This window comes from Arthrobacter sp. I3 (assembly GCF_000520575.1).
Classification (GTDB): domain Bacteria; phylum Actinomycetota; class Actinomycetes; order Actinomycetales; family Micrococcaceae; genus Arthrobacter; species Arthrobacter humicola_A.
The window spans coordinates 31,893-58,539 of record NZ_KI914918.1 but is presented as its reverse complement, the minus strand read 5'-3'; the positions used below and the strand labels follow the sequence as shown (position 1 = coordinate 58,539).

The 26,647-nt window shown below is 67.6% G+C and carries 26 protein-coding genes; 10 read left to right on the top strand and 16 right to left on the bottom strand.

Annotation, left to right across the window (positions count from 1 at the left end):
• The coding region (gene ccsB / locus Y706_RS0109495; RefSeq protein WP_028276411.1) for a c-type cytochrome biogenesis protein CcsB at positions 1-968 on the top strand (968 nt) is incomplete at its 5' end.
• A 514-nt stretch (positions 969-1,482) separates the two neighbouring features.
• On the opposite strand, the gene Y706_RS24650 is transcribed toward ccsB, so the two are convergent.
• Positions 1,483-2,286, bottom strand: coding sequence for an endonuclease domain-containing protein (locus Y706_RS24650; protein WP_253906750.1), 804 nt, complete (start codon positions 2,284-2,286; stop codon positions 1,483-1,485).
• Between the two features lie 604 nt (positions 2,287-2,890).
• Positions 2,891-3,319 (bottom strand): PLD nuclease N-terminal domain-containing protein, encoded by a 429-nt coding sequence (locus Y706_RS0109485; protein ID WP_028276410.1) that lies wholly within the window; start codon positions 3,317-3,319, stop codon positions 2,891-2,893.
• A 129-nt stretch (positions 3,320-3,448) separates the two neighbouring features.
• On the opposite strand from Y706_RS0109485, the gene Y706_RS0109480 reads away from it, so the two are divergent.
• Positions 3,449-3,772, top strand: a complete 324-nt coding sequence (locus Y706_RS0109480) for a DUF4229 domain-containing protein (RefSeq protein ID WP_018775060.1) — start codon at positions 3,449-3,451, stop codon at positions 3,770-3,772.
• A 228-nt stretch (positions 3,773-4,000) separates the two neighbouring features.
• Here Y706_RS0109480 and Y706_RS0109475 read toward each other — a convergent pair whose 3' ends face one another.
• The 5 genes from Y706_RS0109475 to Y706_RS0109455 form a co-directional block, all read right to left on the bottom strand.
• Positions 4,001-4,882, bottom strand: coding sequence for a 1,4-dihydroxy-2-naphthoate polyprenyltransferase (locus tag Y706_RS0109475; RefSeq protein WP_028276409.1), 882 nt, complete (start codon positions 4,880-4,882; stop codon positions 4,001-4,003).
• A gap of 73 nt (positions 4,883-4,955) precedes the next feature.
• The gene (locus Y706_RS0109470; RefSeq protein ID WP_043435730.1) at positions 4,956-6,101 is read right to left on the bottom strand and encodes an AMP-binding protein; all 1,146 of its coding nucleotides are present in this window, start codon (positions 6,099-6,101) and stop codon (positions 4,956-4,958) included.
• A 23-nt stretch (positions 6,102-6,124) separates the two neighbouring features.
• Positions 6,125-7,078 carry a 1,4-dihydroxy-2-naphthoyl-CoA synthase gene (locus Y706_RS0109465; protein WP_028276407.1) on the bottom strand — a complete coding sequence of 318 codons (954 nt, stop codon included), beginning with the start codon at positions 7,076-7,078 and terminating at the stop codon, positions 6,125-6,127.
• A gap of 21 nt (positions 7,079-7,099) precedes the next feature.
• A complete protein-coding gene (locus tag Y706_RS0109460) occupies positions 7,100-7,540 on the bottom strand; it encodes a VOC family protein (protein ID WP_028276406.1) in 441 nt (146 codons plus the stop codon).
• 60 nt (positions 7,541-7,600) lie between these two features.
• A complete protein-coding gene (locus tag Y706_RS0109455) occupies positions 7,601-8,362 on the bottom strand; it encodes a CPBP family intramembrane glutamic endopeptidase (protein ID WP_028276405.1) in 762 nt (253 codons plus the stop codon).
• 193 nt (positions 8,363-8,555) lie between these two features.
• Between Y706_RS0109455 and Y706_RS0109450 the strand changes: the two genes are divergently transcribed.
• Both Y706_RS0109450 and Y706_RS0109445 read left to right on the top strand, forming a co-directional pair.
• Positions 8,556-10,238 (top strand): ABC-F family ATP-binding cassette domain-containing protein, encoded by a 1,683-nt coding sequence (locus Y706_RS0109450; protein ID WP_028276404.1) that lies wholly within the window; start codon positions 8,556-8,558, stop codon positions 10,236-10,238.
• Positions 10,239-10,507: 269 nt separating this feature from the next.
• Positions 10,508-11,965 (top strand): amino acid permease, encoded by a 1,458-nt coding sequence (locus Y706_RS0109445; RefSeq protein WP_028276403.1) that lies wholly within the window; start codon positions 10,508-10,510, stop codon positions 11,963-11,965.
• Positions 11,966-12,062: 97 nt separating this feature from the next.
• Here the strand turns inward: Y706_RS0109445 and Y706_RS0109440 are convergent, their stop codons facing one another.
• Genes Y706_RS0109440 through Y706_RS0109415 form a run of 6 tightly spaced genes read right to left on the bottom strand, consistent with a single transcriptional unit; the run spans position 12,063 to position 18,590 of the window.
• Positions 12,063-12,896, bottom strand: a complete 834-nt coding sequence (locus Y706_RS0109440) for an aldolase/citrate lyase family protein (protein ID WP_028276402.1) — start codon at positions 12,894-12,896, stop codon at positions 12,063-12,065.
• A complete protein-coding gene (gene hpaH / locus Y706_RS0109435; RefSeq protein WP_028276401.1) occupies positions 12,881-13,666 on the bottom strand; it encodes a 2-oxo-hept-4-ene-1,7-dioate hydratase in 786 nt (261 codons plus the stop codon). Before hpaH ends, Y706_RS0109440 begins: the two co-directional genes overlap by 16 nt.
• Before the next feature lies 1 nt (position 13,667).
• A complete protein-coding gene (gene hpaD, locus Y706_RS0109430) occupies positions 13,668-14,756 on the bottom strand; it encodes a 3,4-dihydroxyphenylacetate 2,3-dioxygenase (RefSeq protein WP_028276400.1) in 1,089 nt (362 codons plus the stop codon).
• A gap of 48 nt (positions 14,757-14,804) precedes the next feature.
• Positions 14,805-16,319 (bottom strand): 5-carboxymethyl-2-hydroxymuconate semialdehyde dehydrogenase, encoded by a 1,515-nt coding sequence (gene hpaE, locus Y706_RS0109425; protein ID WP_028276399.1) that lies wholly within the window; start codon positions 16,317-16,319, stop codon positions 14,805-14,807.
• Positions 16,320-16,375: 56 nt separating this feature from the next.
• Positions 16,376-17,077, bottom strand: coding sequence for a GntR family transcriptional regulator (locus tag Y706_RS0109420; protein WP_028276398.1), 702 nt, complete (start codon positions 17,075-17,077; stop codon positions 16,376-16,378).
• Positions 17,070-18,590 carry a fumarylacetoacetate hydrolase family protein gene (locus tag Y706_RS0109415; RefSeq protein WP_028276397.1) on the bottom strand — a complete coding sequence of 507 codons (1,521 nt, stop codon included), beginning with the start codon at positions 18,588-18,590 and terminating at the stop codon, positions 17,070-17,072. The genes Y706_RS0109420 and Y706_RS0109415 overlap by 8 nt, the downstream gene beginning before the upstream one ends.
• A gap of 249 nt (positions 18,591-18,839) precedes the next feature.
• Between Y706_RS0109415 and Y706_RS0109410 the strand changes: the two genes are divergently transcribed.
• Positions 18,840-20,753, top strand: coding sequence for an FAD-binding monooxygenase (locus Y706_RS0109410; RefSeq protein WP_028276396.1), 1,914 nt, complete (start codon positions 18,840-18,842; stop codon positions 20,751-20,753).
• Positions 20,754-20,798: 45 nt separating this feature from the next.
• Here the strand turns inward: Y706_RS0109410 and Y706_RS0109405 are convergent, their stop codons facing one another.
• From Y706_RS0109405 to Y706_RS24645, 3 genes are all read right to left on the bottom strand, one after another.
• Positions 20,799-21,656, bottom strand: coding sequence for a prephenate dehydratase (locus tag Y706_RS0109405; protein WP_028276395.1), 858 nt, complete (start codon positions 21,654-21,656; stop codon positions 20,799-20,801).
• Between the two features lie 85 nt (positions 21,657-21,741).
• A complete protein-coding gene (locus tag Y706_RS0109400) occupies positions 21,742-22,515 on the bottom strand; it encodes a dienelactone hydrolase family protein (RefSeq protein ID WP_028276394.1) in 774 nt (257 codons plus the stop codon).
• A gap of 102 nt (positions 22,516-22,617) precedes the next feature.
• Positions 22,618-22,794, bottom strand: coding sequence for a CsbD family protein (locus tag Y706_RS24645; protein WP_043435744.1), 177 nt, complete (start codon positions 22,792-22,794; stop codon positions 22,618-22,620).
• 175 nt (positions 22,795-22,969) lie between these two features.
• Between Y706_RS24645 and Y706_RS0109390 the strand changes: the two genes are divergently transcribed.
• The 5 genes from Y706_RS0109390 to Y706_RS24640 all read left to right on the top strand — a co-directional run.
• Entirely contained in the window at positions 22,970-23,443 is a 474-nt protein-coding gene (locus tag Y706_RS0109390) for an SRPBCC family protein (protein ID WP_028276393.1), read from the top strand.
• Positions 23,443-24,120: a pentapeptide repeat-containing protein gene (locus Y706_RS0109385; protein WP_028276392.1), complete on the top strand. Its 678-nt coding sequence runs from the start codon at positions 23,443-23,445 to the stop codon at positions 24,118-24,120. The genes Y706_RS0109390 and Y706_RS0109385 overlap by 1 nt, the downstream gene beginning before the upstream one ends.
• Positions 24,121-24,229: 109 nt before the next feature.
• Positions 24,230-25,441, top strand: a complete 1,212-nt coding sequence (locus Y706_RS0109380) for a thiolase family protein (RefSeq protein WP_028276391.1) — start codon at positions 24,230-24,232, stop codon at positions 25,439-25,441.
• Complete coding sequence (locus Y706_RS0109375; RefSeq protein WP_028276390.1) at positions 25,441-26,256, top strand: enoyl-CoA hydratase/isomerase family protein; 816 nt, start codon at positions 25,441-25,443, stop codon at positions 26,254-26,256. Before Y706_RS0109380 ends, Y706_RS0109375 begins: the two co-directional genes overlap by 1 nt.
• 2 nt (positions 26,257-26,258) lie before the next feature.
• Positions 26,259-26,647: 3-hydroxyacyl-CoA dehydrogenase NAD-binding domain-containing protein (locus Y706_RS24640; protein WP_043435726.1), on the top strand; the 389-nt coding region annotated here is incomplete at its 3' end.

The window sequence follows — 26,647 nt, the reverse complement described above, 5'->3', positions numbered from 1 at the left end:
CCGAGCGTCCGACGTCGGCCACCTCCCGCCCGGGCACCGCCGCAGGCGCGGGCCAGACCGCCGACGGCAGCATGCGCTACGCCGGTGAGCGGCGTGCCCCCGCCCGCGTCGCCGTCGCGCTGACCGTCCTCGGCGCCGCGATTCATGCGGCCGGCGTGATCACCCGCGCGCTCGGTGCCGGCCGGGTGCCGTGGGGCAACATGTACGAATTCCTCACCACGGGCGCGTTCGTGGCCGTGGCCGTCTTCCTGCTGGTGCTGATCCGCCGCGACCTGCGCTTCCTGGGCACGTTCGTGATCGGACTGGCCATCATCATGCTGGTTGCCGCCTCCATCGCGTTCTGGACCCCCGTGGGCCACCTCGTGCCGGCGCTGCAGAGCTACTGGCTGATCATCCACGTTTCCATCGCGGTAATGTCCTCGGCCCTGTTCACCCTGACCTTCGCGATGTCCGCGCTGCAGCTCGTGCAGTCGCACCGGCAGAAGACCATCGCCGCCGGCGGAGCCGACAAGCTCGGGTTCATGCGCCTGGTAATGTCCTCGGCCCTGTTCACCCTGACCTTCGCGATGTCCGCGCTGCAGCTCGTGCAGTCGCACCGGCAGAAGACCATCGCCGCCGGCGGAGCCGACAAGCTCGGGTTCATGCGCCTGGTCCCGAACGCCCTGAGCCTGGAGAACCTGTCCTACCGCATCAACGCGATCGCGTTCGTCGGCTGGACGTTTACGCTTATGTTCGGCGCCATCTGGGCGGAGAAAGCCTGGGGCCGGTTCTGGGGCTGGGACACGAAGGAAGTCTGGACGTTCGTGATCTGGGTGGTCTACGCCGGATACCTGCACGCCCGCGCCACCCGCGGCTGGACCGGAACCCGAGCCGCCTGGCTGTCGATCGTCGGCTACCTGTGCGTGGTCTTCAACTTCACGATCGTGAACCAGTTCTTCAACGGCCTGCACTCCTACTCGGGACTGTAAGCCGCACCCCAGCCCATAACCGCACCCGGGCCGTAACCGCACCCGGGCCGTAACCGCACCCGGGCCGGGTGCTTCCGGGGCTGCGCGGGCCCGAACTCTCTCGATTTGCCACAGATGGCCGCTATGCCCCGTGCTTAGCGGCCATTCGTGTCAGGTGGGCGCGCTGCGCGGGGGGTGGGGCAGTGCGGCATGGCGTGGCGTGGCGGACATCTGCGTGCTGGCAGCTGGGCGCGCTGGGCATGGCTGAGGGGCTTCGGGCGGGTGCTTCCGGGGCTGCGCGGGCCCGCCCCCCCATCGATTCGCCACAGATGGCCGCTAAGCCGAGGCGCTTAGCGGCCATCCGCGTCAGATTGGTGCGCTGCACGGCGATTAGGGCAGTGCGGCATGCCGTGGGGGCGCCAGGGTGCGTCTGCCTCGGCCGCGAGCTGCGGACGGCGCGTTTGGACGCGGGCCCGGAGGGGGCTGCGCGGGCCCGCTGTCTCGATTTGCCACAGATGGCCTCTATGCCCCGTGACTAGCGGCCATCTGTGTCAGATGGGTGAGGTTGGGGGCGGGCACGGTGACGTTGCCCGGGCTTCGGGCTTGGGCCGGGAGTCCAGCCGCGCTCCAACAGCGCCGCACGCACGCGGGTAGCCGCGGCCGGCTCCATCCCAGGGCCGGGCGGGGTCAAGTGCCATTGGGTCAAGACGACGACGCGCCACCCGGCATCCCTGGCGTTCTCATCCCGGAAGATGTCGCTGCGACGCTGGGCCGGACTGGCGTGATGCCCGCCGTCGTACTGAATTGCGATCTTTTCTTCTTCGTAGGCGAGGTCCGGGTCCTGGATCCAGCCGCCGGTCTCATCGAACATTGGCACGTTGATTGCGGGTTCGGGCAGGCCATGCCGAATCAGGAGCAGCCGGAGTTCGGTCTCTTTGGGGGAGTCCGTGTCGGCGCGAATCAGGGACCGGGCCCGCATGGCGCGCCGGTAGCCCGCCCTGCCTTGCTTCGCGGCGAGGAACGCGTCCAGCTCATGGATCGTGGTCAATGGATTTCTCCGCCGCAGCAGGAAATCCCCGGCGACTACCAAGTCATCGAGGCCTAGGATGCCTGCGAGATCGAACCACGTCCGCAGTGGGGAGGTGCAGCTAACCCTCACCCCAGTTACGATCTCCTCCGGTTCGAGTGCCTGCTGATGGCCCACCACATTCTTATGCCGCACCGCCCGCTGGCCCGGCCGACTCGTCAGATGGATGACAGCCAGGTTCTCCAAGGCCTGCGGCAGGGGAAATCCCCACAACACTGCCGCAGACAGGTGGCTCACGATTGCGCCCGTCACGGCAGTCAGGGCATGCACACGTTTCAGCAAACTGTCCGGGGTGGCGGCCGTGGCGCGCACCCCGTAACAGGGGCTGACGAGATCCCTGGCCCGGGTCCGTCGTCGCCCCACCCCGGCAGTGCGGGCCTCGGCCACGGTGAAGGGCTGGTTTCGAAGATGCGGGGGGAGCTCACTGGGCGGGCGCATACGGGCATTCTGCGCCCGCGCCGAAGGGGCTTGCAGGTTATCCACAGCGCGGGAAGGGTGTGGGGGAGGAGTGGCCGGTGTGGGCAGCAGGAGCGGGTGCGGATGCGAGGCGGCGGTTTGCCGGAGGTGGCCGCTTTGAGCGTGGGATTCCGGCCATCTGCGGCGAACGGCCGCAGTTGGATGCCCGGGGTGTGACGGGGGACGGCCGGAGATGGGAAAGGGGCGTCTGGGCCTGGTGCGCGTACACAATGGCCAGAGGTGGTGTGGGCAGCAGGGGCTGGCGCGAATGAGGGGCGGCTGTTTTCCCGTGGCGGCCATTTGCCGGAGATGGCCGCTTTGAGCGTGGGATTCCGGCCATATGCGGCGAACGGCCGCAGTTGGATGCACGGAACGGTGCTATTTGACTGCTACGTGACTGTTACTTGACCTCGTCGGTGCCGGGCGTTCCGGCGTCGCCGGGTTCGTGGGCACCGCCGGCGCCTTCGCTGCCGCCGGCTTCCGCGTTGCCGGCGTCGTGCTTGCGGTCCTTGGCGTCGAGTTCTTCCTTGAGCTTCTTGAGCCTGTCGGCCTCGGCCTGGTTGCGGTGGCGGATCTCAAGGTTGCGCAGGAATTCGGGGTCGTCATCGGGCGCTACCGGGTGGCTGTAGGCGACCGGTGCGGTGTCCGTGGCGCGGGGGCGTCCCATGAGAAACCACAGGGTGGCGCCGACCACGGGGAGGAGGACCTGCACGAAAATCCAGGCGGTCTTGGAGATGCCCCTGGTCAGCCGCGCGTCAGTGCGGATGAGGTCCACCAGTCCATAGACAAACACGGCCAGTATGACGATCGGAACCACTACACGGAGCATATCTTCAGTCTAGCCGTCGGGCGCCTCGACGGCGCCGGTCACTATGCCCGGGTGCTGGCTGCCGGCACCGCGGACGAGGGGAGCGGGATGGCCGAAGCAGCGCGCCGTCCTGGCGGCTAAACTTGAGGCGTGGCTTTCCTCAAATACACCCTTATTCGACTGGCGCTGTTTGCGCCCTTGTTTGCGCTCTTTCTCTACCTGCAGCTGGGGGTGCTCCTGGCCGCCCTGTGCGCCGGAATGATGTCCTTCGCCGTCAGCTTCCTGTTCTTCCAGAAGCAGCGCGACGCGGCCACCGCGACGCTCCACCACCGGTTCTCGGGCAAGGCCAAGCCGATGCGCAGCGCAGGCGAAGTGGCTGACGCCGAGGCCGAAGACCGCCTCGTGGACGAGAACCCCGACATTGCCGTCCGCACGGACAACCGCCCCAAAGATTCCCGGCAACCGGGGGCCTGAGCCCCCGGGCTGGTCCCCTGCAACCGCGGGAATCCTCTGGAGACCGGGGGCCTGAGCCCCTGGGCTGGTCCCCTGCAGCCCCGGGAAGCCCCGGGAAGCCCCGGGAAGCCCCGGGCAACCGCGGCCCTGAGCCCCCGGGTTGGTCCCCTGCAGCCCCGGCTTAGAAGCCGTGGGAAGCACCGGGAGGCCGCGGCTCAGACCCCCCGACTGGTCCCCGAGAGCCCCGGCTTAGAAGCCGTGGCTGAGGACGAGCCCGATTGAAAACAAGGCGGCGAAGCCGAGGTTGATTAGTCCGGTCTGCTTCAGGACCGGGATAAGGCTCTTGCGGCGCCGCCCGGCGATCATCAGCCAGGACGGCATGAGGCTGGCGGGGATCAGCAGGAGCACGATCAGCATCCAGGGCCGGGCGGGGGCCAGAACGATGACCAGCAGGATCGCGACGGCCAGCATCAGCACATAGCTTTCGCGCGCATGCTTGTCCCCGAGCCGAACGGCCAGGGTCTTCTTCCCCGCCTTCCTGTCGGTCGGGATGTCGCGGACGTTGTTGGCCATCAGCAGGGCGCACGCGATCAGCCCCGTGCCGATCGCACCGATGATCGCGGCCAGGCTCAGCTGCCCCGCCTGGGTGTACGTGGTGCCCAGCGTTGCGACGAGGCCGAAGAACACAAACACGAAGACGTCGCCGAGGCCGAGGTAGCCGTACGGGTTCTTGCCGCCGGTATAGCCCCAGGCGGCCAGCACGCAGCCGACGCCGACCAGGATCAGCCACCAGGCCTGCGTGATGATCACGAGGATCAGGCCGAACAGCATCGCCAGCCCGAACGCCGCGAACGCGGCCCGTTTGACGTGCTCCGGGCTGGCCGCGCCCGAGCCCACCAGCCGGAGCGGACCCACCCGGTCCTCATCTGTGCCCCGGATCCCGTCCGAGTAGTCGTTGGCGTAGTTGACGCCGATCTGCAGGAGCAGGGCGACCAGGGCGGCCAGCACGGCGTTCAGCAGGATGAACGAATCCATCTCGTAGGCGGCTGCGCTGCCGATCAGCACCGGTGCGATTGCGGCCGGCAGGGTGCGCAGTCGGGCGCCTTGGATCCATTGTGCGGCTGTGGCCACGGTCAGTACCTCGTTGGTTGGTTGAATGCTCGTTGGTGGTTTGAGTTGCCGGCCGGAAGCCGGAAGCGCTTGTCTATTTTCCTTGATGGAGGGCGTCCAGCAGGACCGTCATGCCCAGCCGGTCCGGTTTCCCGTTGGGCAGCATGAGCAGTTCCGCGGCGGGCAACACTGTTTTCGGGGCCAGTGCGCCGAGCGACGGTGCCCAGGTCTGGTTCCGGCGGTCGGCGAACGCCGCGAGCCCTTCCGGGGAACTGTCGGCCACTGCGACGTACGCGGCCAGGGCGTGGCCCCACTCTGCGGACGGCACGCCGGCGACAAAAGCCGCCCGCACGCCGTCGAGCTTTTCCAGCTCAGCCTGGACATGGGCGGCGGAAACTTTGACGCCGCCGGTGATGACGACGTCGTCGGCCCGGCCGAGCACGGTGAGCCGGCCGTCGGCGTCCAGTTCACCGAGGTCATTGGTCCGGTACCAGCGGACGCCGTCGGCTTCGATGAACGCCGCTGCCGAGAGCTCTGGGGCCTGAAGATAGCCGGCGGCAATGGTTGCCCCGCCCAGCAGGATGCGGCCGTCGTCCTCCACCCGGACCAGGACGTCCTCGAGCGGGAAGCCGTCGTACACGCACCCGCCGCAGGTCTCGGACGAGCCGTAGGTGGTCACCACCCGCACGCCGGCGTCCCGGGCGGCGTCGAGCAGCTCCGCGGACGCGGGTCCGCCGCCGAGCAGGACGGCGTTGAAGCGCCGCAACACCGCCAGCGTCTCGGCGGAGGGTGCGTCCAGCAGGCGCTGGAGCTGAGTGGGCACCAGCGAGGTGAAACGGAGCTTGTCCGTGAGCTCCAGCGCCGCGGCGGTGAAGGCCTCCGGCGTAAAACCGCCGGACAGGTCCATGACCCACGGGCGGGTCCCGGCAAAGAGCGAGCGGACCAGAACCTGGACGCCGGCAACATACTGGACGGGAAGGGCCAGCAGCCACTGGCCCTCGCCCTTGAGCGCAAAGGCTGTCGCCACAGACGAGGCCGCCAGGGCATCGACGGTCAGGACGGTCGCCTTAGGCGTGCCGGTGGACCCGGAGGTCCGGACCACGACGGCCGCGTCCTCGATGCCGGCCGTGTCAGGGAATCCCAGCACCGGCGAGCCGTCCGGCCCGGCGGAGAGTTCGACGGCGGGTCCCTCGCCGTGGAGGGCAGCAGCCAGCGCCTTGAGCGCAGGCTCGATGTTCATGGCTCCGGAAGTCACAGCGCGCCTTAGAAGTAGTACGGGAAAGCGGACCAGTCGGGATCGCGCTTCTCGAGGAAGGCTTCCTTGCCCTCCACGGCCTCGTCCGTCATATACGCCAGTCGGGTCGCCTCGCCGGCGAAGACCTGCTGGCCGGCCAGGCCGTCGTCGGCCAGGTTGAACGCGAACTTGAGCATGCGGATGGCCTGCGGGGACTGCCGGGCAATGTCAGCGGCGTACTCCAGGGCGACCTCCTCGAGGCGTTCGTGCTCCACGGCCTCGTTCACGGCGCCCAACCGGACCATGTCCTCGGCCGAATATTCACGGGCCAGGAAGAAGATTTCCCGGGCGGACTTCTGGCCGATCTGGCGGGCCAGGAGGGCCGAGCCGTAGCCGGCGTCGAAGCTTCCCACGGTGGCGTCGGTCTGCTTGAACTTGCCGTGCTCGCGGGAAGCGATGGTGAGGTCCGAGACCACGTGGAGGGAGTGCCCGCCGCCGGCTGCCCAGCCGTTGACGACGGCGATGACCACCTTGGGCATCGTGCGCATGAGCCGCTGGACTTCCAGGATGTGCAGCCGGCCGGCGCGGGCGGGATCGATGGATTCCGTCGTTTCGCCCTGTGCGTACCGGTACCCGTCGCGGCCGCGGATCCTCTGGTCCCCGCCCGAGCAGAACGAGTGGCCGCCGTCCTTGGGGGAGGGGCCGTTGCCGGTGAGCAGGACTGTGGCCACGTCCGGGGTCATCCGGGCGTGGTCCATGGCGCGGTAGAGCTCGTCCACGGTGCCGGGCCGGAAGGCATTGCGGACCTCGGGACGGTCGAAGGCGATGCGGACGGTGGGCAGGTCCCGGACCACCTCCCCGTCGGCGGAGCGCTCCACCTGCCGGTGGTAGGTCATGTCCTGGAAGTCGTCGAAACCGGACACGGTGCGCCACCGGGAGGGGTCAAAGACGTCGGATACCTTGGCGGGGATTTCGTTGCTCACAGTCCGAGTCTAGTAATCGCGTCAGCTGATGCAGAACTCGTTGCCTTCCGGGTCCGCCATGGTGTGCCAGGAATGCGGCCCCTGGTTGGCGGACCAGAGGAACGTGGCGCCGCGCGCTTCAAGGGCCGCCCGCACGGCGTCCTTGTCCCCTCCCGCGAGCCGCACGTCCCAATGGACCCGGTTCTTGACTGTCTTTTCCTCCGGGACAATCTGGAACAAAACGCGGTGGGCGGGCGCTTTGGCGTCGAGTTCCTCGGGCGGGCGGATCGCGGCGCCCTCGCGCCACACGAGCTTGCCCCGGTGCGTGGTGGTCTCCGCCTCGGTCGCGAAGCCCTGCTCGATCATGGAGTGGATGAAAGCCTCATCCTGCGGCTCCACGGCCCATTCCAGGGTTTCGGCCCACCAGTCGGCGAGCTCGTGCGGGTTTTTGCAGTCGACGACTATCTGGATTTTCAGTGTCATGGGAAGAACCTACGACGTCGCGGCCTGCGGCGGTAGGGTTCAGGCCCGGCCCTGCTTCGGTTACCCCTGCACTTGCTGCAGCTGTTCAAGCACCTCGGGCGGAATGGCGTAGATGAAGATGACCGCCAGGAGGTTCTTGGAGGCGTGGACGAAGTAGGAGAACATCACGTTCTTCCCGGTCCAGACGTACACGAACACCAGGACGGCGCCCATGGCGAGGTACGGCATCAGCACCTGCAGGGTCATTTGCTCCTGGCCCACGATGTGCAGGGCCGCGAAGAGGACCACGGACATGATGCAGCAGACCCAGAGGTTGACCCTGCGGCTCAGTTTGCCGATCAGCAAATGGCGGAAAATGTACTCCTCGACGAACGGGCCGACTAGCACCAGCAGCGGCACCATGAGCCAGACTGGGACCTGCTGCATGAGCGCCTGGAGGCCCGCCTGGTTGGCGGAGGTCTGCACCGGTCCGCTGAGGGCCACGAGAACAGCGGTGAGGATGAGCATCGCCACGACGGTCAGCGGCACCATCAGGGCCGTGAACCAGGGCCTTGTGGCAAGGACGCGGAGATCGCGGACCGCAACATGCCGCGCGGCGGTCAGGGCAAGGGCGCCGACCGTTGCGTAGAAGATCAGGTTCACCGCGTAGGACGCCACCGCAGGATTGGGCGATATCTGCAGCAGCAGCGGCTCCAGCAGGCTGCCCGCCACAGCGAATAGACCGGCCACGGCAACATAGAGTCCAACAGTGATGAAATCCAGCGGGGAGAACCGGTAAAGCTCCGGCTGCGGCGCGGGTGGTGTACGGAGAGCTGTGCCCATGCCCCCAGCCTAGCGCCGAGGCAGGAGGACGCGGTCCAGCTGATCCGCGGCGCCATCGCAGACCTGATGCCCGACGGCGCCACCCGCCTCAGTGCCCAGGGCCTCAGGGCCTCAGTGCCCAGTGACGGCCGGCGGTGCCATACTGAGGACGCAAGCCGCCGTCGGGCAGGCTGGCACCTACTGCGAGGACTCCTTGAGCGAACATCTCCGCCTTTCGGGCGTATCCCACGGCTATGGGGACCGCCAGCTCTTTGCCGGCGTCGACGTTGCCATCACGGCTGGCGAACATGTGGCGATCGTCGGCGAAAACGGCGCGGGCAAATCCACGCTGCTGCGGATCCTGGCCGGTTTCGAGGCCCCGGACGAGGGCACGTCCGTCAGCCACGGCCGCGTGGGCTACCTCGCCCAGACCCATGGCATGCCGGAGCAGTTCACTGTCAGCGACGCGATCGACGCCGCCCTGGAATCGCTCCGCGCGCTGGAGGCCGAGCTGGACCGCCTGGAGGACGGGCTGGCCGGCGCGGAAGCGGACGAACTGGAGCGCTACGGAAACCTGCAGACGCAGTACCAGCTCCGGGAAGGCTACGCCGCGGAATCCCGGGTGGAAGCGGCGCTGGACAGGCTTGGCCTGGGCGGTCTGAACCGGATGCGGACACTGGGCTCGCTCTCCGGCGGGGAACAGGAACGGGTGGCGCTGGCCTGCGTTCTCGCCGATCTCGCCGACATTTTGCTCCTGGACGAACCCACCAACCACCTGGACGCGTCCGGCACGGCCTGGCTGGAGGCACGGCTGGCCGCGCACCGCGGCACGGTGGTGGTGGTCTCCCACGACCGCGTGCTGCTGCGCAAAGTGGCCTCAACCGTGATTGAGGTCGACGCCGAGCGCCGGTCGGTCAACCGGTATGGCAACGGCTATGAAGGCTACCTGCGCGAGAAGGCTGCCGAGCGCCAGCGCTGGGCACAGCAGTACCACGGGTGGCTGGACGCGATGGCGGCCGAACGGCTCCAGGCGGACACGGTTGCCGGCAAGATGGGCTACGCCCGCCAGCGCGACGGCGACAAGATGGGGTTCGACTTCAAGGCCGGCACGTGGCAGAAGGCGGCCACCAGCAAGGTCCGCAACGCCCAGGAGCGTCTGCGCCGGCTGGAGGCAAACCCCATTGACCGTCCCCCGGTGCCCCTGAAACTGGCAACGGATCTGCGGGCGGACGTAGCTGTTGGCCCGGCGCTCGAGGCGAAGGGGGTCGCGGTGCCCGGCCGCCTGGCACCCACGGACTTCCGGGTGGAAGCCGGCCAGAAGATCCTCATTACGGGCCCCAACGGTGCCGGGAAGTCCACGTTGCTCTCCGTCCTCGCCGGCACGCTGGAACCGGCCCAGGGCAAAGTGGTGAGGCACGGCCGGATCGGCTACCTGCAGCAGGAGTTGGAACTCCCGCAGCGCCCGGGACTGCGGCTCCTGCCCGCCTTTGCCGCGGGCCTGGGCGGCAATATCGATGAGCACGCCGAGGCGCTGCTTCGCCTGGGGCTCTTCCGGACCAGCGAATTCCACGTGCCGGTGGGCAGCCTTTCCGCGGGGCAGCAACGCAGGCTGGCGCTGGCCCGGCTCCTGCTGGGCGGGTTCGGGACGATGCTGGTGGACGAGCCCACCAACCACCTGGCGCCCGTGCTGGTGGAACAGCTTGAAGCGGCCCTGTCCGAGTTCGCGGGGACACTCGTCATGGTCAGCCACGACCGCGCGCTGGGTGAGTGGTTCAGCACCTGCGCCAGGCGAGGAACGAGCCGAGAAACAAGGCACGGCGCCAGGCAGGAAAGCGGGCACGGAAACGACGCCGGGAACTGGCTCCGGTACGCGATGCGGGACGGCGCCCTGGCGTAGCAGAACGATTCGCCGGAGCTGGTGCGGATCAAATAGAACATTATTCGGCCATTTGGCGGATTAGGTGTCATTAATTTGGCATAGCGCCTGACTGCTGTTGCCCGCGTCACGGCCGGTCCGGGAATTCCAGTACGATGGATGAGCCGCGCGAGGGTTTGACTCCTTGTGAGGTTCGGTACATCTTGCTGTCCCACTGGGCAGAAACCCGAATGGAATGTAACCGAATCCCGGTCCCGTCCCGGCCATAATCCGACCTACAAGGAACCGTTGTGCCATCAATTACCCCCACAGAACTCCAGAGCGCGCCCGCGGAATCCGCCGTCGACTCGACCCTCAGCGCCGAGGGCTATAAGAAGACCCTGAGCGGGCGCCACGTAACGATGATCTCGATGGGCGGCGCAATCGGCGTCGGCCTGTTCATGGGCGCCGGCGGACGCCTGGCCTCCACGGGCCCGGCGCTGATCTTCTCCTACGCCATCGCCGGCGTGATCGCCTACCTGCTCATGCGGGCACTGGGCGAACTCATCATGTACCGCCAGACCTCGGGCTCCTTCGTCAGCTACGCCGGCGAAATGTTCGGCAAGAAGGGCGCCTTCCTCTCCGGCTGGATGTACTTCATCAACTGGGGCATGACCGGGATCGCCGAACTGATCGCGATCGGCCTGTACTTCCAGTTCTTCTTCCCCAACGTGCCGGTGGAAGCCTCCGCGATTGCCGCCCTCGCGCTGCTCGTGGCCGTCAACCTGCTCAGCGTCAAGGCCTTCGGCGAGTTTGAATTCTGGGCGTCCTGCCTCAAGGTCGGCGCCATCCTGATCTTTCTGGCCGTTGGCACCTTCATGGTGGTCACCAACGCCAAGGTCGGCACGGGCCACGCCTCAGTCGCCAACCTCTTCGCCGACGACGGCGGAATGTTCCCCAAGGGCGCCCTCGTCATGGTCCTCGTGCTCAACGCCGTGATCTTCGCCTACAACGGCATCGAACTCGTCGGTATCACCGCAGGCGAGATGCAGAACGCCAAGCGCGAAGTGCCCAAGGCGATCCGCGCCGTCGTACTGCGCATTGTGGTGTTCTACGTCGGTTCCGTACTGCTGCTGGCCATGCTGCTGCCCTCCGACCAGTACAAGGCCGGCGTGTCCCCGTTCGTCACCGTGTTTGGCCAGATGGGCCTCGGCTGGGTGGGCGACGTGATGAACATGATCGTCATCACCGCCGCGCTGTCCTCCTGCAACTCGGGCCTGTACTCGATCGGCCGTGTCTTCCGCACGATGGCCAACAACGGGCATGCCCCGCAGTGGCTCACCAAGATGTCCAAGCGCCACGTGCCGTACGCGGCCATCCTTGCGATCGCCGCTTTCTACCTCGTGGGCATCATGCTGAACATCTGGCTGGGCGGCTCGCACGCCTTCGACCTCGCGCTGAACACCGCCTCGATCGGCGTGATCTTCACGTGGGGCGCCATCTTCGCCAGCCAGATCGCGCTGCGCCACCAGAAGGGCCGCGTCTCCAGCCTGCCCATGCCGGGCTCGCCGTGGACCAGCTGGGCCGGGCTGGTCGCACTGCTGGCCATCACCGTGCTGATCGGCTTCGACACCATGACCAGCAAGACCGGCGAGGTCTTCCACCTGGGCCTGTGGACCCTGGCGACCGTTCCGTTCTTCGCCCTGGTGCTGTGGCTGGGCTGGCAGAAGGTCAAGAACAACGCGCCCAAGAGCGAGCTCTACAGCTAGGACCCACCGGTCCCGGCACGCAGAAATGCGACGGCGGCAGCCACCTGGCAAGGTGGCTGCCGCCGTCGCGTTTAACCGCGCATAATGCGGAGAGCCTTCAGTAGCTGGCGGGGGTGCCGCCGGGCTCAGCCACCGCGTCCGGTGGGATGAAGTCGGCGGCGAGGGCCTCGGAGCCGCGGGCCAGGATGGACACGTCGGCCCCCACCAGAACGAACGCCGCGCCGGCGGCCATGTAGCCGCGGGCCGTTGACGGGTTGAAGGCGTTCACGCCGGCAGGCTTCCCGGCCGCTGTGGCGGCGGCAAGGCAGTGTTCGACGGCGGCGCGCACCCGTGGGTGTTCCTGCTGGCCCAACAGGCCCATGGAGGCGGCGAGGTCGGAGGGCCCCAGGAAGATCGCGTCCACGCCCTCCACCGCCAGGATGTTCTCCACGGCGGCAACCGCGGCTTCGGATTCAATCTGGACGGTGACGCTGACGGTGTCGGAGGCGCGGGCGAGGTAGTCCGGGATCCGGTTCCAGCGCGCGGCGCGGGCAAGGGCCGAGCCCACCCCGCGGACGCCGTGGGGCGGGTAGCGGGTGGCGGCCACGGCGGCCTCCGCCTCGGCTGCCGAGTTCACCATGGGGATCAGCAGGTTCTGGACGCCCAGGTCCAGGTACTGCTTGATGAGCACCGTGTCATTCACCGGCGGCCGGACCACCGGATGGACCGGGTAGCCGTGCACGGCCTGCAGTTGGGCCAGGATGGATTCGAGGCCGTTCGGGCTGTGCTCGGCGTCGATCAGGAGCCAGTCCAGGCCGGACCCGGCGCAAAGCTCAGCTACCAGGGGACTGCCCGAACACACCCACATCCCGGCCAGCGGCCGGCCGGCAGCGCCGGTTTGGTTGCGCAGGGCGTGGTTGAAGGTTGCGTCGGGTTCTACTCGAAGCGGCATGTGATGCTCCCCAGGGGTCCGTAGTCGGCGTGCACGGTGTCACCCTTGTAGACCCAGAGGGGCCGGGTGAAGGAGCCGGCGAGGATGATGTCGCCGGCTTTCATGCCATCGCCGTGGGCGGCAATCTTGTTGGCCAGCCAGTGCACGCCGTTGGCCGGGTGGTCCAGGACTCCTGCCGCGACGCCGGTTTCCTCCACGGTCTGGTTCTTGTAGAGGATGGCGGAGACCCAGCGCAGGTCCACGGCGTCCGGGCGGACGGGGTTGCCGCCGATCACCATGGCGCCCATCGCCGCGTTGTCCGCGATGGTGTCCACGATGGTCCGGCCCTCCATTTCGATCCGGGAGTCCAGGATCTCCAGGGCCGGGACCACGTAGTCCGTGGCGGTCAGGACGTCGAAGATGGTGCAGCCGGGACCGGCGAGGTCCTTCTTCAACACGAACGCGAGCTCCACCTCCACCCGGGGATGGGTGTACCGGTCCCAGTCCACGGAGCAGCCGGTTTCCAGCACCATGTCATCGAAGATGGCGCCGTAGTCCGGCTCGGTGATGCCGGTGGCGGCCTGCATCGCCTTGGACGTGAGGCCGATCTTGCGCCCCACGAGGGTCCGTCCGGCGTCCTCGTTGCGCCGCCGCCACAGCCGTTGGACTGCGTAGGAGTCCTCCACCGTCATCCCCGGGTAGCGGGTGGTCAGGCGGGGGACCGGTTTGCGGTTCCGGCCGGCTTCCAGCAGTTCGTCTGCGATGGCCTCGATCGTCGTGGGATCCAGCACGCTAAACCTGCGCCCCGAGTTTGAAGCCCGTCGCTTCTCCGGCGGAGCCGTCCTCTTCCTTGCGGGTGTAGGAGAACCCGTCGGCGCCCACGGTTACGGCCATCTCGCTCTTTTCCTCACGGACGATCACGGGCTGGGGGTTGCCGTCGAGGTCCAGGACCAGGGAGGCTTCGGTGTACCAGGAGGGGACCACGGGGTTGCCCCACCAGTCGCGGCGCTGGTTGTCGTGGACGTCCCAGGTGATGGTGGGGTTGTCCGGGTCGCCGGTGTAGTAGTCCTGGGTGTAGATCTCGATGCGGTGGCCGTCCGGGTCCAGGATGTAGAGGTAGAAGGCGTTGGAGACGCCGTGCCGGCCGGGGCCGCGTTCGATCCGGTCCGAGATGCGCAGGGCGCCCATCTTGTCGCAGATCTGGATGATGTTGTGCTTCTCGTGCGTGGCGAAGGCAATGTGGTGCAGCCGCGGGCCGTTGCCGCCGGTCAGGGCGGTGTCGTGCACAGTCTGCTTGCGGTGCATCCACGCGGCGTACGTGACGCCGTCGGAGTCCTTGATGTCCTCGGAGACGCGGAAGCCCAGGTCCTCGAGGTACGCCCGGCCGCGCGGGACGTCCGGGGTGACCTGGTTGAAGTGGTCCAGCCGGACCAGTTCGCCGGCGGAGTAGAGGTCGTAGCGCTGGGTGAGACGCTCGACGTGTTCGGTCTCGTAGAAGAATTCGTAGGGGAAGCCCAGCGGATCCTCGACGCGGACGGCGTCGCCGATGCCCTTGGTGAAGCCTTCCTTGCGGCGCTCGGTTCGGCAGCCCAGTTCCTTGTAATAGGCCTCGGCCGCGTCCACCTCTGCCGGCGACTTCACCCGGTACGCGAAGGCGGCGGCAGCGGCCACGGGCCCCTTGCGCAGCACCAGGTTGTGGTGGATGAACTCTTCGAGGGAGCGCAGGTAGATGGTGTTTTCGTCTTCTTCGGTGACGTGCAGGCCCAGCAGGTCCACATAGAACTGGCGGGACTTGGCGAGGTCCGTGACCACGAGTTCCAGGTAGGCGCAGCGGACGATGTCCGGGGCCGGGACAGTGGGGGTGGGGACGAAGTTGGTCATGGTGCTCTCTCTTCTTTGAAAGGGGTCTGGGTGGCGCCGGCGGGAATCTTAGGCGCCGAATTTGGGCGTGTGAACGGTGCCGAGGGTGATGTGGACGGCCTGCTGGTCGGTGTAGAAGTCGATCGAGCGGTAGCCGCCCTCGTGGCCCAGGCCGGAGGCCTTGACGCCGCCGAACGGGGTGCGGAGGTCGCGGACGTTGTGGCTGTTGAGCCAGACCATGCCGGCCTCGACGTTTTGGGAGAAGTTGTGCGCGCGGGTCAGGTTCTGGGTCCAGATGTACGCTGCGAGCCCGTACCTGGTGTTGTTCGCCAGGGCGAGGGCTTCGTCGTCGGTATCAAACGGTGTGATGGCGACGACGGGGCCGAAGATTTCCTCCTGGAAGATCCGCGCGTCCGGGGCGACGTCGGCGAACACGGTGGGGGCGATGTAGTTGCCTTCGGGCAGGTGGTCGGGGCGGCCGCCGCCGGCCAGGAGCCGGCCTTCGGTCTTGCCGATTTCCACGTAGGAGGCCACCTTGGCGTAGTGCTCAGGGTGGACCAGGGCGCCGACCTCGGTCTTGGGGTCGTGCGGGTCCCCGACCACGATGTTTTTTGCCCGGGCGGCGTACTTGTCGCAGAATTCCTCGTACACGGCGCGCTCCACCAGGATCCGGGAGCCGGCGGTGCAGCGTTCGCCGTTGAGGGAGAAGACGCCGAAGAGGGCGGAGTCGATCGCGGCGTCGAGGTCGGCGTCGGCGAACACGACGCACGGTGACTTGCCGCCGAGCTCCATGGAGAGGCCCTTGAGGTTGGCCGCGGCGTTGCGGAAGATCGTCTGGCCGGTGGTGGTTTCGCCGGTGAAGGAGATCAGCGGGACGTCCGGGTGCTTGACCAGGGCGTCGCCGGCTTCCTCGCCGAGGCCGTTGACGAGGTTGAACACGCCGTCGGGGAGGCCGGCGTCCTTGAAGATCGTCGCCCAGAGCGAGGCAGAGAGCGGGGTGAATTCGGCCGGCTTGAGCACCACGGTGTTGCCGGTGGCCAGGGCCGGGGCGAGCTTCCAGGACTCGAGCATGAACGGGGTGTTCCACGGCGTGATGAGCCCGGCGACGCCGATGGGCTTGCGGTTGACGTAGTTGATCTGGGCGCCGGGGACCTTCATGGCGTCGTCGAATTGGGCCACGATCAGGTCCGCGAAGAAGCGGAAGTTCTCGGCCGCGCGCAGCGCCTGGCCCTTGGCCTGGGTGATGGGCAGGCCGGTGTCGAAGGTTTCGAGCTCGGCCAGGCGGGCCTCCTGGGCCTCGACGGCGTCGGCGATCCTGTTTAGGATCCTGGCCCGCTCGCGCGGCTTCATCTTCGGCCATGGGCCGTTGGTGAACGCCTCGCGGGCCGCGGCGACGGCGAGGTCGATGTCTTCCTTCTGGCCGGCGGCAGCGGTGGCGTAGTTGGTATTGGACACCGGGTCCAGGACATCGAAGGTTGCCCCGCCCACGGAGTCGACGAATTCGCCGTTGATGTAGTGCTGGATGTGGGTGGGAATGCCCTGCGGAACGTAGTGGGTGGTGGTTTCTGCGGCAGTGAACGTCATTGTTTTTCCTTACTGATAGTGCAACGCGGGGTCACTTACGGCCCATGCCGGGCGCCTCAATGGGCGCTAAGTGACCCCGCGTTGGTCTGGGCGAGGTACGCGTCGAGGGTGGCGCTGCGGTGGCGGCGGGCGGCCTTTTCGATGTCATCCGGGCTGGCGCCGGATTCGATGAGCTGCAGCAGGGCCTCGTGTTCGTCCACGGATTCGTGGGCCCGGCCCGGAACGAAGCGGAACGTGGAGGAGCGCAGCGACGCCAACCGGTTCCAGCCCCGGTGGACGAGGTCCAGGATGTGCGGGTTGGGGCAGTGCTCGAACAGGACGGAGTGGAAGTCCTGGTTCAGCCGGGTGAACCGGACGGGGTCGAAGTGCTGCAGGCACTCGCGCATCTCGGCGTTGACGGCCCGGGCGCGGGCCACGTCCGCCGCCCCGATCAGCGGGGCCGAGAGTGCCGTTGCGGCGCCCTCGACGATGCTGAGGGTCTGCATCGTGTAGAGGTATTCGGTGGGGTCGATTCCGGACACGGTGGCGCCGATATTCCGCTCGAACTTGACCAGGCCCTCGGCCTCGAGCCGGCGGATCGCTTCGCGGACCGGGACCACGCTGACGCCCAGGTCCTCGGCGATCTTGGCCAGCACCAGCCGGTAGCCGGGGGAGTAGGTGCCGTCCACGATCCGGGCCTTGACGGCCGCATAGGCCTGCTCGGATTTGCTGCCGGAGGTCGCGGCCGTCGTGGCTGCGGCCCTGGCTGTGTCAGTCATTGGCTTTGCCTGCTTCCCATTCCTGGTACCGGGTCCGCCAGGCGGCGTTGAGCGGGTAGAGGCCGTCCACGCTGTGGCCGTGCTGCACCATCTCGGCGATGAAGGTTTCCTCGCGTTCCTGAGCGATGGAGTCGTCCGCGAGCTCGTCGGCGAGGGCCGGCGGGATCACCAGGATCCCGTCGGCGTCCGCGACGATGATGTCCCCGGGCTGCACGGTGGTGCCGCCGCAGGCGATGGTGATGTCCGTGTCCCAGGGGATGTGCCGGCGGCCGAGCACGGCCGGGTGCGGGTTGGCGTAGTAGGTCGGCATGTCCATGGCGGCCACGGCGGTGAAGTCGCGGACGCCGCCGTCGGTGATGATGGCGGCTGCGCCGCGGACCTGGGCGCGCAGGGCCAGGATGTCGCCGATCGTGCCGGTGCCCTTTTCGCCGCGCGCCTCCATCACGAGGATCTCGCCCTCGTTGACGGAATCGATGGCCTTCTTCTGGGCGTTGAAGCCGCCGCCGTGGGTCGTGAACAGGTCCTCGCGGTTGGGCACGTAGCGCAGGGTCCGGGCCAGGCCCACGATCCGCCGCTCCGGGCGGGTGGAGGTCAGGCCGTCGATGCTGACGTTGTTCAGGCCGCGTTTGCGCAGCTGGGAGGAAAGGGTGGCGGTGCAGACGGACTCCAGTTTGGCCTTGAGCTCCGGGGACAGGCCCGGCATCCCTGACGGCTGGGCGGCGGCGAGGCCGGCCGCTTCACGGGAACCGTACGCTTCCTCCCGCTGGAGATCATCGGTCTTGGGCCGGGCGCCGAAGTCCGCGAACGGCGTCGTGCCTTCCGCCACCCGGGTGACCAGCCGGCCGGTGGTCAGTGCAGCACCGGTGAGCCCGCCGCCGGCGGCGCCTCCCGTCGTCGCGCTGACTTCCACCTCGACGACGTCGCCCGGTGTGGCAACTGACGCCCCTGCGGGGGTGCCGGTGAGGACGATGTCGCCCTCTTCGAGGGTGAGCAGCTGGGACAGGTCGGCCACGAGCCGGGCGAACGGGAACAGCAGGTCCCCGGTGGTGTCGTCCTGGACCAGTTCACCGTTGTGCCACGTGCGGATCCGCAGTTTGGCGGGATCGACGGCGTCTGCCGCGATCAGGCCCGGGCCCACGGGCGTGAACCCGTCGCCGCCCTTGGAGCGGAGGTTGGAGCCCTTGTCCGCGTAGCGGAGGTCGTAGACGCCGAGGTCGTTGCTGGCGGTGACCCATTCGACATGGCTCCACGCATCCTCGAGGCCCACGCGGCGGGCGGGTTTGCCGATGATCAGGGCGATCTCGCCCTCGTAGCCGAGGAGTTCGCAGCCGGCCGGGCGCTCCACGGTTGAAGGCGCTGCTGCCGAACCGAGAGCCAGCGACGACGACGGCTTCAGGAAGTAGGAGGGCTGCTCGGGTGTGCGGCCGCGCTGGGCTGCCCGGCTGGGGTAGTTGATATGCACCGCGATGACCTTGCGGGCCGCGGCCAGGATGTGGTCGGTGACCTGTTCCAAGTGTTACTCCTCATCGAGTACGAAATCGTATACGAAACACTATGGACCGGGAATCGGGGAGCGTCAACCCCTTGCGCGGGGATGTTCGCGGGGGCATTTGCCGGGACCATCTGGCGCACTTGTAACCTGCGTCATATCTGACGTACAGTTTTGGATCAGGGACCGAAATTCTATTATCGAACGTCACGTTCTAATATCGAACACGCTAGGTCGGCGACAGGCCGCCACACAACGAAGTGAGGAAAGCCCGTGCATTTCCACCACCACGGCTACGTATCCGGTGACCCGCGGGTCCAGCCGGCCGCCGGCACCGGCATCGACCGGCCCACGCAGCTTCCCGACGAGGTCGATGTGCTGATCGTGGGCTCCGGCCCCGCCGGCATGCTCGCCGCGGCCCAGCTGTCCCAGTTCCCGGGCGTCATCACCCGGATCGTGGAACGCCGGCCGGGCCGGCTCGCGATCGGCCAGGCCGACGGCATCCAGGCCCGCAGCGTCGAGACCTTCCAGGCCTTCGGTTTCGCCGAGCGGATCATCGCCGAGGCGTACCGCATCACGGAGATGGCGTTCTGGAAGCCGGATCCCGCGGACCCCTCGAACATCGTCCGCAGCGCCCGCACCCTCGATGACCCGGGCGGGATCAGCGAGTTCCCGCATCTCATCGTCAACCAGGCCCGCGTGCTCGACTACTTCGCCGAGTTCATGGCCATGTCCCCGAGCCGCATGAGCCCGGACTACGGGCTGGAGTTCCGCGGCCTGGAGGTCACCGGCGAGGGCGAGTACCCGGTCGCCGTGACGCTGGCGCACACCGCCGGTCCTGACGAGGGCCGGGAGCGCGTCGTGCGGGCCAAGTACGTGGTGGGCGCGGACGGCGCCCGCAGCAAGGTGCGCGACTCGATCGGCTGCACCATGGCGGGCGACCAGGCCAACCACGCGTGGGGCGTCATGGACGTGCTCGCCTCCACGGACTTCCCCGACATCCGGCTCAAGTGCGCCATCCAGTCCCACGACGGCGGCAGCATCCTGCTGATCCCGCGCGAGGGCGGGCATCTCTTCCGCATGTATGTCGATCTCGGCGAGGTCGCCGCGGACGACCGCGGTGCGGTCCGCAAGACCACCATCGAACAGATCATCGCCAAGGCCAACGCGATCATCCACCCCTACACGCTCGACGTGCGCAACGTGGCCTGGCACAGCGTGTACGAGGTGGGCCACCGCCTTACCGACAGGTTCGACGACGTCCTCCCGGAGGAGTTGGGCACCCGCACGCCGCGGGTGTTCATCACCGGCGACGCATGCCACACGCACAGCGCCAAGGCCGGCCAGGGCATGAACGTCTCCATGCAGGACGGCTTCAACATCGGCTGGAAGCTCGGCCACGTGCTGGAGGGACGCAGTCCGGAGAGCCTGCTGTCCACGTACTCGGCCGAGCGGCAGGTGGTCGCGAAGAACCTGATCGACTTCGACAAGGTGTGGTCGACGCTCATGGCGAAGAAGCCCGAGGAGTTTGAAAACCCCTCCGAGCTCGAGGACTTCTACGTGCGCACCGCCGAGTTCCCTGCCGGCTTCATGACCGAGTACTCGCCGTCGATGGTCGTCGCCGAGGCGACGCACCAGCAGCTGGCCACCGGCTTTCCCGTCGGCAAGCGCTTCAAGTCCGCGCCCGTTGTGCGGGTCTGCGACACCAACCCGGTCCAGCTCGGCCACCAGGCCACGGCGGACGGCCGCTGGCGCATCTACGTCTTCGCGGGCCAGACGGCGCCAGGACAACAGGCGGGGGCCCCGTCGCCCGCCGCGGACCTCGCCGCGTGGCTGGCCACCGCGCCGGACTCGCCGCTCGCCGCCACCCCCGCGGGGGCCGACCGCGACGCCTGGTTCGACGTGAAGGTGATCTACCAGCAGGATCACACTGGCATCGACATCGGCAACGTCCCCGCGGTGTTCAAACCGGAGGTGGGGCCGTTCAGGCTCCCCTACCTCGAAAAGGTCTACGGCACCGACCCGGCGGCGGACATCTTTGAGTTGCGCGGCATCGACCGCGGCGGCGTCATCGTGGTGGTGCGCCCGGACCAGTACGTGGCCAACGTCCTGCCGCTGACGGCGACGGCGGAGCTTGCCGCGTTCTTCGCACCCCTGCTGCGGGCAGGGCGGGCCGCGGCGGTGTGACCGCGTGGGGTGGCCTTCTTCGCAAAGGTTTGTCCAGGCTGGCGGTCAGAGGCCGGCTGCCTGCCTGGACCTGTATTCCGCGGCGGGGTAGACGCCAAGGATGCGCACCTCCGTGGTGAAGAACTCCAGTTCCTCCAGCGCCAGGCTGAGCGGCAAATCCTCGGGGTGCCCCTCGACGTCGGCCATGAACATCGTGGCCGCAAATTCATTGCCCACCATGTAGCTTTCCAGCCGCGTCATGTTTACCCCGTTCGTGGCGAATCCTCCCAGCGCCTTGTAGAGGGCTGAGGGGACATTCCGGACACGGAATACAAAGCTGGTGACTGCCGGTCCGGACAGGATGTCCCGGGCCGGCAGCGGCTTTTCCCGTGCCAGAACCACGAATCGCGTGGTGTTGGAAGGGTCATCTTCGACGGCGGAGGCGAGCACTTCCAGGCCATAGAGTTGGGCCGCGAGTGGAGGAGCGAGCGACAGTTTTGTGGGATCGTTCCAGTCGCGCACTTCGCGGGCGGACCCGGCGGTATCGCCGGCGATCACGGGGCGCAGGCTGGCGGAGCGGATCAGCCGCCGGCACTGCCCCAACGCGTGGAGGTGGCTGTGGACCTCGGTGGCTGCCTCGATGGTGCTGCCGGGGATGCCCAGCAGGTCGAAGTGAATGGGCAGATAATACTCGCCGACGATCTGCAGCCCGGAGTGGGGCAGCAGGACATGGATATCGGCTACCCTGCCGGCAATGGAGTTTTCGATCGGAATCATGGCCAGGTCGGCGGTGCCGACGGCCACCAGTTCAAAAGCGTCTTCGAAACTCGCGCAGGGAACGCTCTCCAGTTCGGGAAACATCTGCATGCACGCAATATTGGAGTTGGCGCCCGGTTCACCCTGGTACGCAATCTTCTGAGCCATGCTCCGTATGGTTTCACGCCAGGCGCCCGCTCACCCAAGTAAGTCGCGGCAGGGCCGTTTGAGGACCAAAAGCCCCTGCTGCGACTCAGCTGGGGTTCAGATGCTTGGCGAAGTGGTCCTCGATCCGCTGCCAGGCTTCCGGGGCCGATTCCGGATCCGGGCCGATGCCCATGACCCGCATGAGCGGCCGCAGCACCTTCGGCCCGGTCTCCACATCGTTGAGGAAGGCGTGCCCGGCGTGCGGGAACTCCTTCACGTCGTTCTCCACGCCCAGCCCGTCGAGCACGGCCGCGAGTTTCGCCGCTTCGCCGGGCAGGGTGCGGTCCCGGCCGCCGAAGTTGGCCACGATCGGGCAGGTGCCGGCGAGGGCCTCCCCGGGGTCTTTCGGGCGCCGTCCGTAGTTGACGGCGGCGGCGTCGAAGCCGTCATTGGCCAGCAGCAGGGCGAAGCCGCCGCCCATGCAGAAGCCGATGACACCGATCTTGCCGGTGGTCCGGCCGGTTTCTCGCAGCCAGTCCCGGGCGGCGGCCAGATCGGTGAAGGCCCGGCCCTCGCCCGCGGACAGCGCGCGGATGGTGGCGACGAGGCAGCGGCGCGCCCCGCCGTCGCTGTACAGGTCTACGGCCAGTGTCAGGTAGCCGGCCGCCGCCATCCGGTCGGCGTGGCGGACGGTGATGTCGTCCAGGCCAAACGCCTCATGGACCATCAGGACCGCGGGGAACGGCCCTTCGCCCTGCGGCGTCGCCAGGTAGCCGCGCAGCGCCGGCGAACCGCCGGCGGCGGCGCCGGACCTGCCGAGGTCAGTATTGCTGAGATCGCGGGTGGCGGGCTTGCCGCGTCCTGCGTGTGTCCGTGCCATGCTGACCCCTCCGTCGGCTGTGGGGCCATTCTTGCACGGGCACAAAAAAGCGGCGCCGGAAATCCCCCAAAGGAAGATCCGGCGCCGCCAACGTTCTAAGGACTAGTCCTTCTTGAAGGCGTCCTTGACGTTTTCGCCGACCTTCTTCGCGTCGGCTACAACCTGGTCCTTCTGGCCCTCGGCGCGCAGCTGGTCGTTGCCAGTGGCGTTTCCCGCAGTTTCCTTGGCCTTGCCGCCGAGGTGCTCTGCTTCGTTCTGAATCTTGTCTCCGACACCCATGGTGTAGGCCACCTTTCGTTCCGGTTGAAAATACTGTCCGATCAGCCTAACACAAAGCATGCTTACTAATTCAAGGGGTCTCGCGGGGTAATTGTCCGGAGCGTCGTCCGCGGCAGCGGCGGGGCGGTTCGCGAAAGGATGAAATCCCCCCGGCCCGCGGGCTAGGCTCGAGGTCATGGACCACAAGACCACTCTCACGCAGCACATCAAGGCTCCGGCGGACGCGGTCTGGGCGGTGGTGTCGGACATTCCCGGATCTGCCGCGACCCTGTCCGGCGTCGAATCGATCCAGATGCTCACCGACGGACCCTATGCCGTGGGCACCCGCTGGAAGGAAACCCGAACCATGATGGGGCGCGCGGAAACGGTGGAGATGTGGGTTTCCCAGTCCGAGGCGCCGTCGAACGGCCGGGGCGGCAGCACCACCGTGAAGGCCCTCCAGGGCGGCGCCGACTACACCACCAGGTTCGCGCTCGCGGAGCGCGGCGGCGGAACCGACCTCACGCTGACCTTTGGCGCCGAAGTCATCAAACCGACCCGGTTCAGCAGGATTATGCTCACCGTGTTCGGTCCGCTCGGGATGCGCATCACCCGCAAGGCGCTTGCAAAAGACCTGGCGGACATCGCGGCCAAGGCCGAGTGCCAGTGATGGTCCGGCGCACCGCGGCGGAGAAAACTCCCAAGGTCACCGCCCCCCGGCTCGCGCCGGTCCGGCCCGGGGATCTGCAGGACGACCCTGCCCCGGAGTTCCGGAGGGGTGTTCGGTACGACGGCGTCCGCTACAGCCGCGCGTCGGCAGACGGTCTGGACCTGGGCGGTACGGACTTTGCGGAGTGCGAATTCACCGGGGTGTCCTTCAATGAGACGCAGCTGCGGGGCGCGACTTTCCGTGACTGCATCCTGGCCGAGACGTACGCCCCGGTGCTGATGGCGGCCCGGACCAGCCTGCGGGATGTCGAGATCGGCAACCCCCGCTGGGGATCGGCGGAGCTCTATGAAAGCGGCTGGCAGTCCGTGCGGATCGACGGCGGCAAACTCGACTACGTGAACCTGCGCGGATCCAAGCTCACGGACGTGCAGATCAGCGACTGCATCATTAACGAGCTGGATCTGGGCTCCTGCACCGCCACGCGGGTCGCCTTGAAGAACTGCACGATCGGCACCCTCGATTTCACCGGAGCCCGGCTCAAGGACTTCGACCTCCGGGGCACCGACTTCCGCACCATCAGCGGTCTGGGCAGTCTGTCCGGCCTCGTCGTCGACGATCACCAGCTCACCCTGCTCGCGCCATTGCTCGCGGCTCATCTAGGCGTCGTCGTCGCGTAATCCGGAGGCATCCGGTTGACCCCCTTGCCCCGCCGTGTAATCTTTATAGAACGAACGGTCGGTAAATTACTCTGCTGCCGACCCCGCTTTCTTGGTGAAGGATGTTCTCATGGTCGAGGCTTTTCTTGTTGGCGGCGCCCGCACTCCCGTGGGCCGCTACGGCGGTGCCCTCTCCGCAGTCCGCCCCGATGACCTGGCCGCACTGGTAGTCCGCGAGGCTGTGGCCCGCGCCGGCGTCGATCCGGACACCATCGACGAGGTCATCCTCGGCAACGCCAACGGCGCCGGCGAAGAGAACCGCAACGTGGCCCGCATGGCCACCCTCCTTGCCGGGCTGCCGCTGCACATCTCCGGCATCACCGTGAACCGGCTCTGCGCCTCCGGGCTCAGCGCCATCATCATGGCCAGCCACATGATCAAGTCCGGCGCCGCGGACATCGTGATCGCAGGCGGCGTCGAATCCATGAGCCGCGCCCCTTGGGTCCAGGAAAAACCCCGGACCGCCTTCGCCAAACCGGGCGAAATCTTCGACACCTCCATCGGCTGGCGTTTCGTCAACCCCCAGTTCACCAAGGGCGAGCTGTCCCGGGACGGCAAAATGACCTACTCCATGCCGGAGACGGCAGAAGAAGTGGGGCGGGTTGACGGCATCTCGCGGGAGGACGCCGACGCCTTCGCCGTCCGCTCCCACGAACGCGCCCTGGCCGCCATCGCCGCCGGCCGCTTCGCCGAGGAAATCGTCCCCGTGAGCGTCAAGACCCGCAAGGGGGAGACCGTGGTGGACACCGATGAGGGCCCCCGCGCCGGCACCACCATGGACGTCCTCGCCGGGCTCCGGCCGGTAGTCAAGGGCGGCTCGATCGTCACCGCCGGCAACTCCTCCACCCTCAACGACGGCGCCTCCGCCATCATCGTTGCCTCGGAGGCCGCGATCCAGAAGCTTGGCCTCACGGCCCGCGCCCGCATCATCGACGGCGCCTCAGCCGGCTGCGAGCCCGAAATCATGGGCATCGGCCCGGTTCCGGCCACCCAGAAGGTGCTCGCCCGTTCCGGGCTCAGCGTCGATGACCTCGGCGCCGTCGAGCTCAACGAGGCGTTCGCGACCCAGTCCCTGGCCAGCATGCGCCGGCTCGGCCTCGACCCGGAGATCGTGAACCGCGACGGCGGCGCGATCTCCCTGGGCCACCCGCTGGGGTCCTCCGGTTCCCGGATCGCCATCACACTGCTGGGCCGGATGGAACGCGAAAACGCCAAGATCGGCCTCGCCACCATGTGCATCGGCGTCGGCCAGGGCACGGCCATGCTGCTGGAGCGCGTCTAGTGGCGGCCCCGGCACCGGCCCTTGACCCGGCGGGCTTCGGCACGCTCCTGGTCGAAGAGCGCGAGGACCGCGTGGTGGTGGTGCTCAACCGCCCCGAGGTCCGCAACGCGATCGACCAGCAGATGGTCGATGAACTCCACACCGTCTGCGCCCATCTCGAGCGGCACCCCAAAGTCCTCATCATCGCCGGCACTGACGGGGTGTTCGCCTCCGGCGCCGACATCGGCCAGCTGCGCGAACGCCGCCGCGACGATGCCCTGCAGGGCATCAATTCCACCATTTTCGTCCGGATCGCCAAGCTGCCGATGCCCGTCATCGCGGCACTGGACGGCTTCTGCCTTGGCGGCGGCGCCGAACTGGCGTACGCCGCCGACTTCCGGATCGGCACCCCGTCGGTCCGGATCGGCAATCCCGAAACCGGACTCGGCATCCTGGCCGCCGCCGGCGCCAGCTGGCGCCTCAAGGAACTCGTGGGGGAGCCCGTCGCCAAGGAAATGCTGCTCGCCGGTTCCGTGCTGCGCGCAGAACGTGCCCTCGCGGTAAATCTCATCACCGAAATCCATGAACCGTCCGATCTGATGGCCGCGGCCCACAGCGTCGCCGACCGGATTGCCACGCAGGATCCGCTCGCCGTCCGGATCACCAAATCCGTGTTCCATGCCCCGGCCGAGGCGCATCCCCTCATTGACCAGCTGGCACAGGGGATCCTCTTCGAATCCCAGGCCAAGTTCGACCGTATGCAGGCTTTTCTGGATAAGAAATCAGCGAAGAAATCAGAAAAGAAGTCAGCCAAAGAACCAGGGAAGCAGAAATAGACATGGGCAACTCCGTACTCCCCGCCAACCTTCCCAGCAGTGATCTTCCCGACAGCAACCTTCCCCACTCCGTGGGAGTCCTCGGCGGCGGCCGCATGGGCGCAGGCATCGCCCACGCCTTCCTGATCAACGGAGCCAACGTCGTGGTCGTCGAGCGCGACGAGGCGTCGGCCGAGGCCGCCCGGGAGCGGGTCGAGTCCGCCGCCGCCAAGAGCATTGAGCGCGGCGCCGTGGACGGCAACCTGGACGAGATCGTATCCCGGCTCGCGGTCACAGTGGACTACGACGACTTCGCCGGCCGGCAGCTGGTGGTCGAGGCCGTTCCGGAGGACTGGGACCTGAAGGTCACTGCGCTGCGCGGCATCGAGGAACGGCTCGCCGACGGCGCCTA